Annotated in this window: 11 protein-coding genes and 1 other annotated feature; of the genes, 5 read left to right on the top strand and 6 right to left on the bottom strand. The window is 56.3% G+C overall.

Translation table 11 applies throughout. From position 1 onward, the window contains the following. Positions 1–29 precede the first annotated feature (29 nt). Complete coding sequence (locus ACEN84_RS31290) at positions 30–962, top strand: HNH endonuclease (protein WP_413711832.1); 933 nt, start codon at positions 30–32, stop codon at positions 960–962. 58 nt (positions 963–1020) lie between these two features. Here ACEN84_RS31290 and ACEN84_RS31285 read toward each other — a convergent pair. The 6 genes from ACEN84_RS31285 to ACEN84_RS31260 all read right to left on the bottom strand — a co-directional run bounded on the left by ACEN84_RS31285 (position 1021) and on the right by ACEN84_RS31260 (position 7510). After that, a protein-coding gene (locus ACEN84_RS31285) for an IS3 family transposase (RefSeq protein ID WP_413711831.1) occupies positions 1021–2249 on the bottom strand; the annotation gives its coding sequence in 2 pieces (ribosomal slippage) (positions 1021–1955 and positions 1955–2249; 1230 coding nt in all). Next, positions 1852–1968 (bottom strand) — a sequence feature (AL1L pseudoknot). It overlaps the preceding gene by 117 nt. A 15-nt stretch (positions 2250–2264) precedes the next feature. Further along, a complete protein-coding gene (locus ACEN84_RS31280; RefSeq protein WP_413711830.1) occupies positions 2265–2570 on the bottom strand; it encodes a hypothetical protein in 306 nt (101 codons plus the stop codon). Between the two features lie 423 nt (positions 2571–2993). Further along, a complete protein-coding gene (locus ACEN84_RS31275) occupies positions 2994–3413 on the bottom strand; it encodes a hypothetical protein (protein ID WP_413711829.1) in 420 nt (139 codons plus the stop codon). Between the two features lie 413 nt (positions 3414–3826). After that, complete coding sequence (locus ACEN84_RS31270) at positions 3827–4873, bottom strand: hypothetical protein (RefSeq protein ID WP_413711828.1); 1047 nt, start codon at positions 4871–4873, stop codon at positions 3827–3829. A gap of 272 nt (positions 4874–5145) precedes the next feature. After that, positions 5146–6522: a sulfatase-like hydrolase/transferase gene (locus ACEN84_RS31265; protein ID WP_413711827.1), complete on the bottom strand. Its 1377-nt coding sequence runs from the start codon at positions 6520–6522 to the stop codon at positions 5146–5148. Between the two features lie 43 nt (positions 6523–6565). Further along, positions 6566–7510 (bottom strand): LysR family transcriptional regulator, encoded by a 945-nt coding sequence (locus ACEN84_RS31260; RefSeq protein ID WP_413711826.1) that lies wholly within the window; start codon positions 7508–7510, stop codon positions 6566–6568. 146 nt (positions 7511–7656) lie between these two features. Between ACEN84_RS31260 and ACEN84_RS31255 the strand changes: the two genes are divergently transcribed. Genes ACEN84_RS31255 through ACEN84_RS31240 form a run of 4 tightly spaced genes read left to right on the top strand, consistent with a single transcriptional unit; the run spans position 7657 to position 12331 of the window. Next, a complete protein-coding gene (locus ACEN84_RS31255) occupies positions 7657–9024 on the top strand; it encodes an ABC transporter substrate-binding protein (RefSeq protein WP_413711825.1) in 1368 nt (455 codons plus the stop codon). A gap of 47 nt (positions 9025–9071) precedes the next feature. Next, positions 9072–9986 carry a carbohydrate ABC transporter permease gene (locus ACEN84_RS31250; protein ID WP_413711824.1) on the top strand — a complete coding sequence of 305 codons (915 nt, stop codon included), beginning with the start codon at positions 9072–9074 and terminating at the stop codon, positions 9984–9986. After that, a complete protein-coding gene (locus tag ACEN84_RS31245) occupies positions 9979–10809 on the top strand; it encodes a carbohydrate ABC transporter permease (RefSeq protein ID WP_413711823.1) in 831 nt (276 codons plus the stop codon). The genes ACEN84_RS31250 and ACEN84_RS31245 overlap by 8 nt, the downstream gene beginning before the upstream one ends. Before the next feature lie 34 nt (positions 10810–10843). Beyond that, positions 10844–12331 (top strand): sulfatase, encoded by a 1488-nt coding sequence (locus ACEN84_RS31240; protein WP_413711822.1) that lies wholly within the window; start codon positions 10844–10846, stop codon positions 12329–12331. Positions 12332–12341 lie beyond the last annotated feature (10 nt).

Raw genomic sequence — 12341 nt, 5'->3', positions numbered from 1 at the left:
ATTGTTGTGCTCCCCCATGAGGAGCGACGATGCGAACATACCTTCTTAAAATCAATTGCGAACTTCACTTGGGTGATGCTGAACCGCGACCCGTTGATGCCTCGCAATGGGAAGGAATTCGCGTACGTTTCCCAAACCCATCATTGATTGCCGGCGGCAAAGGCTCATCGGTCTCGAACGGCGATGCCCTTATCATTTGGTGTCATGAGGATCCGCTGTTTGGCGGCGGTCTTGGCCTCACGGCGGAGGGATTTGCATCGGATGTCTCAGTGGGTGAGACCGAAACAACTGCGATCCTTATGAATGTTCGTCTCATCAAGCCACACTATCGGCTCCGAGGTTGGCCGGGTGGGTCGTCAGGCAGCGATGTTATCGACCACATACTGAGCCACCGGCACCTACGAAGCTACGAACTGACCGCGCCTGAGCTGCAGGAATTTCGCGATGTCGTTGCTGCGTACGTCGTAAATCGCACAGCCCTGCTCGCCACGACGCAGTACATGTCTACAGAGGAGCGGGCTCTTGAGAGCGATCGAGCTGCCGTGCTGGACGGATTCCAACGCCGATTCATGATGCAGGAAGCGCGACCAGAACAAGCGGCATTCCGTGCCGAGTTGATCAAGCTCTATAAGGGGCGGTGTCCAATCAGCCGCTGTAGCGTGCAGGCGGTGCTGGAAGCCGCTCATATTGTGCCGTTCTCCGAAGACGTCGCTCTGAGAAACGAGCCCACAAATGGTCTGATACTTCGCGCCGACCTTCACACGCTTTTCGACAAGTTTCTGATCGCGATCCACCCAAAGACCAGCAGAGTGCTGGTGGCGACCGAACTCGAGAGATCGACCTACGCAAAGTTCGCGGGATGCGTCATCGAGCACCATGCATCAGCGGATCTGCTTAGAGCTCACTACCTCTTCTTCAAAGAGACTCGAAGCTCGTTGGCCGCTGCGTCCATTCCCAAGTAGCGTCAGGATTAGATCGCGTTGAACCGCACCGGGTTTGCCGGAGGCCATTTGGTTTGAGTTATGCGGCCATAGCTGGTTCGTCCAGCATGGCGTAGTAGCGTTCTTCAGCCTCGGCTGGCGGTATGTTTCCGATAGGCTCCAGAAGTCGTCGGTGGTTGAACCAGTCGACCCATTCCAAAGTGGCGAATTCCACCGCTTCGAAGTTCCTCCATGGTCCGCGCCGATGAATGACCTCGGCCTTGTAGAGGCCGTTGATCGTTTCGGCGAGGGCATTGTCGTAACTGTCGCCGACGCTTCCGACAGAAGGCTCTATGCCAGCTTCGGCCAACCGCTCGGAGTAGCGGATGGACACGTATTGAACGCCCCGGTCCGAATGGTGCACGAGCCCGCCGCCATGAACGGGACGCCGATCATGAAGTGCCTGTTCAAGGGCATCGAGGACAAAGCTCGCATGTGCCGTCCGACTCGCCCGCCAGCCAACGATGCGCCGAGCAAAGACGTCGATCACAAAGGCCACGTAGACGAAACCTTGCCAGGTCGCGACATAGGTGAAGTCCGAAACCCACAGCCTGTTTGGTGCTGGGGCTTTGAACTGGCGGTTTACCCGGTCAAGCGGGCTCGGGGCTGCCTTGTCCGAGAATGTCGTGCGGACCGGCTTTCCTCGAATAATCCCCTGCAGGCTCATCGACCTCATAAGCCGAGCGACCGTGCAGCGGGCGATGTCGTAGCCTTCTCGTTGCAACTGCCGCCAGACCTTGCGAACGCCGTAGACCTGGAAGTTCTCATTGAACACCCGGCGTATCTCGATCTTCATGCCGATATCGCTGCGGGCGCGAACCGACAGGCGGTCCACATCCAGGCGCTTGGCAACGTTCTCGTAGTAGGTTGATGGGGCAATCGGCAAAAGCCTGCAGATCGGCTCGACCCCGAACACGCTACGGTGTTCGTCAATGAACGAGATCATCGTTTGAAGGGGCGGTCGAGCTCCGCCATCGCGAAATAAGCAGACGCCTTGCGCAAAATCTCGTTGGCCTGACGAAGCTCGCGGTTCTCCCGCTCCAGAGCCTTCATCTTCTCGGCCGCGTCGCTTGGCAAGCCTGCTCGTTTGCCGCTGTCGACCTCAGTCTTCTTCACCCATTCATGCAGCGTGGCTGGCGAGCAACCGATCTTGCCCGCAATAGATGAAACGGCCGCCCACCGCGACGGGTGCTCTGCCTCGTGATCCAGCACCATACGGATCGCACGGTTGCGGACTTCAGGTGAAAACTTGTTCGTTGTCTTGCTCATATCGGCTCCACTCTCTCAGAAGTTGGAGCCTCCGGCAAACCCGGTGCGGTTCAGTATGACATATGAGTTCGGAGGACTGCGTCTAATCAATGGAAACCCTAATCCGAGAGCTTGTAAACCCATTTTTAGTTTCGCTATCCTTTCCTTTTGCACCACGATGTCAGCGGTAGAGGTGCAGCCAACGTCCGCTCGGTGCCAAACCCACGCAAGCTCTGTTTGATCAACAGAGCTGACGAGCAAAAGAATATTGGCCATGCTCTTGCCATCGCGGTTTTCGCTTCGCTGCTCCGCGATGACTCGATAACGAATGACGATACCCACGCGGCCCAGCGAGTTCCCAACCTGCCCGACGAGATACGTCGTGGGAAACGACCGTACCCGGGAGGTTATCGGCCAAGATGGATCTGCTGTGTCCTTAAAAGCGCACCTTGTGGAAGCTAGGGTTTTCCATGAAATTGCTTGAAAGGCAGAATTCCGTTGAAAAGCGAGAAGCCCCCGTTTGCTGATGACATGCTCGTAATGAACTTACAGACTGGCGGTAGTTACCAGACTTTAGGAAACAGCAGAAACGGCCACTTCAACCCGACATCTGATGACAGCGTCCCTTCTTTGCACATAAGATGAAACGCCGCAGACGCGTTGTTTCAACGGGGACGCTAGTTGCCGCCAGATGGGGCTGCAGAAAACTTCGCGTTGCGGAGCGTGAGCGAAATACACCCCGGCACAAACTGCCGGGGTGTGATTTCAAGCTTGGATTTTTTGTTCGACAGCCACGACGCGTTTTGTGACCTCGCCTAATGTGAGACTGGTTTGCAGGTTAGCTTGCGCGGCGCTTAAGATCAGGTTTTGAACGGCGACTGCCTCTGTCTCCGCCGCGCCGATTCTGTCGAAAGCTCGTTCGACCCGGACTTCAATCTCGTTGAGCCTTTCAAACAGTGCGTCAGCCCTTAGATCAAGCCCGGTTAGAGACTGTTGCACTTGGCCGAACTTTAAAGTGATCATGTCCCTAACGCTGACAATTGATCGGTGCTGGCTGATCATCTCAGCTTCCACCGACCTGATCGTATCGATCTGCGAGTTCATTCGCTGGCCTAAAACCAGCATGTTATCGATCGCGTTTTGGATCTGGCCGAGAAGATAACTTGGATTAAAGTGTTCCGTCATTCGACAGGTCTCTGTTGCAATAACTAATGCTAAGATCGAAACGCGGATAAGCACAAGCCCTCAAGACAGAATTTTGCTTTCGGATGAGGGGCGGTCGCATACCGCCGCGATCCGAGGCGAACCAGTGGGTGAATATGTGTACGGGCATGGTTCATTTTCCGACGCGCACCGAACGATCTCAGGGTTACGAGATGGTCGCGCTGCGCTCGCTTGAATTTCGTTGGAACCTGGCTTCGTCACGAAGTTCGATGGCCACATGAGATCGAATCTTCCTCCCAATGCTTTGTGCGATCTCTGCATATGTCTTGGCTTCGGCTTCCTTGTTTGATCTCGTAGAGTGTCCACAAGCGTCTGTAGTTCTTTGCGGCCGCGGAACCGAGCTGGACGCTGTCAGGCACACTGGGTCACACGGACTATGCGGAGAGCTCGTACCAATAGTCGTTGAGTAGCTGATTTGCCGACACGCTTTCAAACGTCTGGCGGACAATCATGTGTCCCGAGTCTTTCGAGCTCAGAGCGTAGCTGACGCGGTCAATGGACTGCTTCTTGTTTGCTTCCGACATAAAGTAGGTGGTGCCGTAGACGCGTTTCTGGGTGCCGGTGTAGTTGACCCGCAGCAGCTCCATGTTCATGCGGGCGTAGGCGAAGCCGAGGTAAATGATCGTTGAGGCATCGCTGACGGTGTTCCGCATCCGGCTGAGCATTTCCTCATCGTCTACCCGCTCTGTAAACGTGCGAATTTGGCGGGCGGTGTTAGAGATGTTGTATTCGCTGAGCTGTTCTCCAAAACCAACACCCACGCCATCGTCGGTCTGCCACGGGAGTTTTCCGACCTGCCCGTAGGGATGGAATATTTGAAGCTTGTTACAGATGCGGCAGGCTTCCGCAAAGGATATGCGCATATAGGTCGACAGCCATACCGACATGTAGTGTTCGATGCACCGATCGTAGTTGAAGCTGATGAAGGCTACGTTGTCGAAAATCTTTTCGACCTCTTGCCGCTGGACATTTTCCGTCAGCATCTTGCAGAACGTGTTGTGCCAGCTTTTGACAGCGCCAAAATCGATCGAGTAAACACCGTGTTCCTGGCGGTAGATCCGGCTTGCCTGTTCGGCCTCGAGAATACTGGCAGCGATACCCATTTTACCAAGCGCCACAATGTCGGCATCATCGGCATGGGTATGGAGGAAGTTGTCGATGGAAATAGCCTGGGGCATAGCGCGGCTTATTTCCTGCGCGGCATCGGAGAAGCGGTTCATTGCCTGTCCGTAGCTCCCGGTCGCTTGAGCCATGGCCGCCACAGCCCGCAACAGGCTCTTATCCCCGTGGACGTCCCAACTGCCGTTGTTCTTGATGTCGAGCTTCTGCGCGATGATGCCAGTGAGGTCAGTACCCACGGGAAGGCCTATCTCGAAGCTAGCGCCGGCTCCCACAATGAAAACGGTCTTGTTATTGAACATGCAGCCTCCAGCCCCGTCACCGCGCAAGAATAACAATGTTCGGGGGCTGGGGATAACTTTCAGTTGCCGAATCCACAAGCTGATCCATCCTGAAACTAAGGGAGCAGCTCCTATGCTCGGCGACCCTCCGGTTTCAGGAAGCGTAGGGGAGTAAAACAATGAAGGCATAGGAAAACTCAAGTGGGCCTAAGTTTCTGCACAACCTTAAATATTTCTGGTCAGGGGTAGAGGTCATCTGACGGTGTCTAAAACCGAGCGCCCGCTGGTGCGAGTCACTCAAGCGGATCAACATCGCGCTCTCGATCTACCGCATCGATGAGGTCGCTGGCATGCAAACGGAACTGGCGTGGAAAGCGCGGCTTGGCGTCCTGGATTTCCGGCCGGTGCCCATCTTCAACATCATAAATCCAACGTAACAGGCGAGACTTCAGATCATCTGATATCCCACGGAACGAGGTCAGGCCGACCAGGTTGACCATTTCATATGGATCGTTGTCCAAGTCATACAGATAGGCCTCCTTATAGACATCTGACCGTGGTTCGTCCTTGTCGTAGGCTGACGTCACTCCGTACTTCCAGCGATGCGTGCGCACGGCTCTGCCGGTTTCGGTTTCGGACACCTGGAAAAAGATGTCGTCCCGCCACTTCGCCCGGTGGTCTCGGATTACGGGCATGATCGACTTGCCGGTCATGGCGTCAGGCACCTGAAGGCCGGCGGCGTCGATAAGGGTGGGGGCAACGTCGATCGTCGAGAAGAGCGCACGCACCTGACCGCCAGCGGTGAAACCAGGGCCTACAATCATGCTAGGAACGCGGACCGCACTTTCGTGGCAGGAGCGCTTGTATTCGCTGTTACGGGTCTTGAAGTGGCAGGCGTGGTCGGACGTGAACATGACGATGGTGTCGTCCAGCAAACCCAGGCTCTTTAGTGCGTCTATGAGGCGGCCGAATGCCTCATCTAGCCGCTTGACCATCCCATAGTACCCGCCAAGGTGCCACGTGCTGGTACCTTTTAGTGTCGCGAGGTCGGGCGGCGTCCAGGTCTTCGCATCCATCATCTCGCGGTAGCCGTCAGGCGCGGGGTAAGCATCCGTATGGTTCTGATGATGTGGCTCCAGGAATGAAACGAACAGGAAGAACGGGTCGTTTTGGTGATCGTCGCAGTAGCGGATGGCCGCGTCGGTCAGCGCGTCGACGCGGTAGCCGGGTAGCTTCTTTCGTTGATCGTCGACATCGTAAACTACGGTATCGTAGGCATCAGAGGTAAACTCCAAAAGGTTGGCAGCGAGCCAGCTCTGATACCCGCCCCGCTCCTCTTTTGGTACCGGATCCGACCCGCCAAGATGCCATTTGCCAATGTATCCGGTTTTGTAGCCATTGTTTGCGAAGACCCTGGCAATCGTCTCGGCGTCATCGGCCAAGGGAATGCCGTTGCGGAAGACGCCTGTTTCGGTAGCAAATTGCCCAGTCTGCATCGAGGACCGAGCAGGGCCGCAGAGAGGTTGGCTGGTGAACGAGTTATAGAGATGTGTACCAGAGGCGGCCAGGCGATCGAAGTTCGGCGTCAGCCCCATGGGATTGCCGTGGACGCCGGTGGTGTCATGGCGCTGCTGGTCCGTGAAGAATACAATGACGTTGGGTTTACGCATCCGAGATACCTCGCAATTCGAATTTTGCGGGACCGTAGGCGCTTCAACGAGCGAGAGGAAATGACTTCGTGGCCACTGATCCATAACTCGCAGGAATAGCCATTGTTTCGCTGACGAGCTGAGGCACTAGATCCAGAGCACGCCTCATGATCGGATATTCTCGCGACGATGCCCGAAACCAAGCTCCCGAGCCAAAACTCCAAATCGGCGGGGAAAGGCGAAGCGGCACAAGACCAAATTCGGAGGCCGCATTGGTCAAAGACAAGGGCGCCAAGGTGAGCTTTTCTGAGTCCGCGACGATCCTAAAGGCTGCGGCGAGCGCTTCGACCTCGATGGCGACATCCGGCGCGGGCAGGCACCGATCACTGAAATAGCTAGTCATCCGGGCGACGATCGCTTCGTCTCGACGGGTAATCCACCGCCGACCACTAATGTCGCTTGCGTCGACCGTTTCCAGATCCGCCAACCGATCTGATTTCCGGCAGTACGGCACGATCTCGACCCTGAACATCTCGGCGGTCTCGATCCCTTCCGGAGGCCGGTCCTGAATTGCTCCCAGCATCAGATCGACGTCACCGGACACTAGTCGTGGCAACGTTAAATCGGCATTGTTGAAGTCGAGCCGCACTTTCGTCTCGGGAAACTCGGCGCTGAGAATGCGCGTCAAATCAGGTGCGATCTCCATGTGGTAGGCAGCTCCGGCTTCGATGGAGAAATAGGGCAGGGTGCCTGTGATCATCGAACGGATCTCTTCACGGGACTGCCGGTAATGTACCTCAATCCTGCGGGCTCGATCCCTGAGCTTGGCTCCGGCTCGCGTCAACGTCATCCCGCGCGGCGTTCGGTCGAAGAGAATGGCGTCATAGTCACGCTCGAGCCGCCGGATCAGTTTTGTAAGTGCCGGTTGCGTCAATCCAACCCTACTCGCAGCTGAAGTCAGGTTTCCCTCGTCCGCGACGACTAAGAATGCGAGCAGCGTTCTGTCCAAGGTATTCCTCCCAGTTATCGAGAACGAAAGATAGCATTCGCACCGCTGCAAATCAGCGTCGGTCGTTCTTCGCAACGGCGCACGAATAGAAAAGGCTTTCTTTAACACGACTAAATTTGTCGGCTTACTCTAGGATAATAAAATCCATGGAGGAAGCGATGAAGTTCAGGACAATTGCAATGCTAATGGCAACCAGCGTCGCGGCAATCTGCGGCACGCAAGCTGCAGCCGAGGACAGCTTTTTGGATGTCGGCGACCAGGAGCCGATCACCATCCTGATCAACGCGTCCCCTTGGTACAAGGGTTTCGAGAATGTCGTTGCACTCTATGAGGAGCAGACTGGCAACAAGGTCGATTTGGAAGTCACCCCGTTTGACGGCATGCTGGAGAAGGCGCGTTCCGCCGTTCGCAGCGGCGACACCAGCCCCTACGACCTCGTGAACGTCAACGGCAACTCGACAGTCGAGTTCTATCAGGGCGGCTTCTTCGAGCCTTTGAACGAGATCGATCCCGAGTTTCAGGTGCCGAAGGCAGTCTATGCCTTCGGTGACAGCGGATGCTGGGACGACGTCAAGAAGTTTCGGACTTGTACAACCGGCAAGCTGATGGGCTACTCGCCGAACGGAAACGTTCAGCTCTTTTACTATCGTGGTGATGTCTTCCAGGAGAAGGGCCTGAAGGTTCCCACAACCTTCGACGAGGTCCTTGCGAATTGTAAAGTGCTTCAGAGCCCACCGGAAAGCTACGGCTATCTTCAGCGCGGCGAAAAGGGCGACTCTATCTACTACGACTTCATGGCTTACCTGCTGTCCTACGGCGGATCGATCGAGAAGGACGCGGAAAACGGCGACTTCTCTGTGACCGTGAACAGTCCGCAGGTGAAGGCGGCACTCGACAAGTTCATCGAGATCTCGAAGTCCTGCGGTCCGCAGAATTTTGCATCGCTGGGGCAGGGCGACCTGATCCAGCTCATGCAGACAGGCAAAGGTCAGCAGGGCCATGCCGTGGTAGCGGCGTTCCCGAACTTCGATGACCCTCAGAAGTCGGCTGTAGTCGGCAAGATCAATGCGGCGGTCCTGCCGAAGGCCAGCGCTGATGCCCAGCCCGGAGTGGCGATCGGTAACTGGGTCCTGGCTGTACCGAAGAACGCTTCAGAAGATGGAAAGAAGGGTGCGATTGCTTTCTCCAAATGGTTCCTGACCTACAAAGCCCAGTATGCTTACGCGGAGGGTGGCGGCATTCCGGTGCGTGAGGACGTCTTCTCGTCCGACCTAAAGGATCGACCGCAGTTTCGCTGGATGCCTGCCTACCAGGAGGAAATCAAATACGGCAAGCAGTTGCTCGGCTATTCCGAAGGCCCCGCCGTCAATCAGGCGTTGGGTCTAAGATTGAACCAGGCGCTCATCGGTGAGCTGTCGTCGGCAGCTGCCCTTAATCAAGCTGCGAAGGACATTGAGGCCATCTTCAAGAAGGGAGGTCGGAAAACCGGCCTGCTCGAACCTCTCGCCGAATAACACGATGAGAAGGAGCGACCGCTTTCGGGGCGGTCGGGCGACCATTCATGACGACAACCATCAAGAGGACGCGTCCCCTCTCTGATTTCGTGGACCGCCATTTCTTTTGGCTAGCGCTCATCCCGGCGGCTCTGTTTCTTGTATTGCTGACTGTTTATCCCGTCCTCGAGCTCGTGGCGATGGCGCTGTCGACGATCACGTTCGAACACGCCGCCGAGGTCTGGCGCTTTTCGGCTGCCGACAATCTCCAGCAGCTCATCGACGATGACATCTTTCGCATCGCCCTCAAGAATACGCTTGTATTTGCGCTAGTCAGCGTCATCATCGAAGTGTGTTTCGGCCTCGGGCTGGCAATCCTGGTTTCATCTGCGGGAAAAGCAAAAGGCGCTCTCCGCACCATCCTAATCATCCCGATCCTGATGCCGCCGGTCGCCATCGGCTCCATGTGGAAGCTCATGTACAGCCTCGACTTCGGCGTTCTGAACCAGGCGATTACCGCGGTTGGTCTACCGGCAGTCAATTGGTTGGGGTCAACATCGCTAGCGCTTCTTTCCGTGGTCATCGTTGATGTTTGGCACTGGACGCCCTTCGTCTTTCTCATCCTGTTCGCCGCGGTAGAAGCCGTGCCGGGCGACGTTGTCGAAGCGGCCCGCATCGACGGTGCTTCGAACCGGTCGATCGTGTTTCGGATCCTCATTCCCCTGATTTGGCCGACGATCGTTGTCGCGCTGTTCTTCCGCACGATCCTGGCATTCAAGGTGTTCGATCAGATTTTCCTGCTAACATCGGGAGGTCCCGGGACCTCAACCGAGGTCGTTAGCCTGCATCTCTACAAGGTCTATTTCCAGCAGAATGATCTTGGCTATGGCTCCATGCTGTCGCTCGCCGTGATTGCTGCCACTCTTTCATTCCTCTTTGTCGCTCACCGGGCAGGGCGCTTTGTGAGGGCCAAGGATGCTTGATCTGCGAGGTCCCAGCCGCGTTGCCGGCCATCTGCTTCTGGCGCTCGGTGTCTTCATTATTCTGGCGCCTTTCCTCTGGGTGTTCCTGCAATCTTTGAAATTCGAGATCGATATCCTTCAAGGATCATGGATCTTCAAGCCAACGGCGTTCAACTACGCGGACGTCCTCTATTCGCGTCGATCGGATTTTCCTGACAACGTTTGGAACAGCCTCGTCGTAGCGTCGGGCTCGACAGCCGGCGTCCTCGTGATCGGGACCCTTGCGGCCTACTCACTCGTGCACTTCAAGGCCCGGGTCGCCATTTCGCGCCTGTTCCTCGGCTGGACTCTCATATTCAACATGATTCCACCGCTCACCCTGGTCGGCCCGTGGTACTTGATCTTCCGAGGGGTCGGGCTTTCGGGAACGCTGACGGCCGTTGTCTTGACGCACATCGCCCTTAACCTGCCGATGACCATCTGGATGATGATGGCCTACTTCAAAGAGATCCCGACCGAAATCGAGGAAGCGGCCATGGTCGACGGCTGTAGAAGGCCGTCGATCTTCCTAAGGATCGCTCTGCCGCTCGCTGTACCCGGGTTGATCGCTGCAGGCGTCCTTGCTTTCGTGTTCTCCTGGAACGAGTTCTCAGTCGCCTTGACCCTGACGAGCAGACATACGGCCACCGTCCCCGTCGCCATTTCGCGGTTCGCGCAACAATATGAGGTTCAATATGGCCAGATGGCTGCGGCATCCGTGCTATCGACCATTCCGGCCCTAATCATGATGTTCATCGGACAGCGCTACATCGTGCGCGGTCTCACCATGGGCGCTGTAAAGTGACCCCGCTTTCTCATAAATATCGGGAGATCAATCCGTGAAGACGGTCTTCGTCCTTTTCGACTCGCTCAATCGCCACATGCTAGGTGCCTACGGCGGCACTCGCATCCCAACGCCGAACTTTGATCGGTTAGCCGCGAGGTCGAAGGTCTACGACAAACACTATGTCGGCTCTCTTCCTTGCATGCCCGCAAGGCGTGATCTTCTCACTGGGCGATTGACATTTCTCCACCGGAGTTGGGGGCCCCTTGAGCCGTTTGACAATGCCTTTCCAGAATTGCTGAAGACGAAGGGCGTCCACTCACACCTCATCACCGATCACTATCACTACTGGGAGGACGGCGGGGCGACTTACCACAATCGATATTCTACATTCGAGTTCGTACGTGGGCAGGAATCCGATCCCTGGAAGGCAATGGTACAGCCCCATTGGGAGCGCCTTCGCGAGAAGTATCATGCCGCTCAGACCGAAGGAGGGCCAGTCAGCAAATACGGGCCGCACATAGTCAATCGCGAGTTCATCAAAGAGGAAAAGGATTTCCCCTCTGTCCAATGCTTCGCGCACGGATTGGAATTTCTCGATGCCAATCGCAATGCCGACGACTGGTTGCTGCAGATCGAGACCTTCGACCCACACGAGCCGTTCTTCGCTCCGGAACGCTTCAAGGAGCCCTTCAAGACTGGGTGGAATGGTCCGATCCGCGACTGGCCGCGTTATGGTCGCGTCGATGAGCTTCCGGAAGAAGCGGAGGAACTCCGTGCGAACTACTACGCTATCGTTTCGCTCTGCGATTTCCTCCTCGGACAGCTACTCGACTATTTCGATGAGCACGACCTCTGGAAGGACACGGCGCTCGTGGTCACCACCGACCACGGCTTCCTGCTGGGCGAGCACGACTTTTGGGCGAAGAACCGAATGAACATGTACGAAGAGATCGTCCATATTCCGCTCTTCGTCCACGATCCGCGCAACCCGGGACGAGGCCGTGTGGGCCGCCTTACACAGTCCGTGGACGTCGGGCCGACATTCCTCGACCTTTACGGCGTCAATTCGCCCGAGGAGACTGAGGGGTACTCACTACTCAGCGATCGTAATCGCGAGGCGGTACTATTCGGATATTTCGGTGGTGCCGTGAATGTCACAGACGGTCGCTACACCTACCACCGTTTTCCTGAAAACCTGGAAGAACAGGAAATCTTCCAATACACGCTGATGCCGAACCACATTGGGCAGCGCTTCACACCGGAGGAGCTAGCGGGAAGCACCCTCGCACCCCCGTTCAAATGGACGAAGCAAGTTCCGCTGTTGAAGGTCCCAGTAACCAATCGATCTCCGATGTATTCCAACTATGGCCCTGGTGCGCTGCTGGAAAAGGACACACGGCTATACGATCTCCAGCGTGATCCGGCACAGGCGGCTCCCATATCGGATCCGGAAGTCGAGCGCTGGATGGTTCAGCTACTGAAGTCGTTGATGACCGCGAACGACGCGCCGCCGGAGGCTTTCGAAAGGTTGGCTATCTGAATTCGCTGTA

The organism is Rhizobium sp. Rhizsp82, assembly GCF_047325115.1.
GTDB lineage: Bacteria > Pseudomonadota > Alphaproteobacteria > Rhizobiales > Rhizobiaceae > Rhizobium.
Note: the sequence above shows the minus strand (reverse complement) of the source record. Positions and strands in the feature narration are given on the sequence as shown.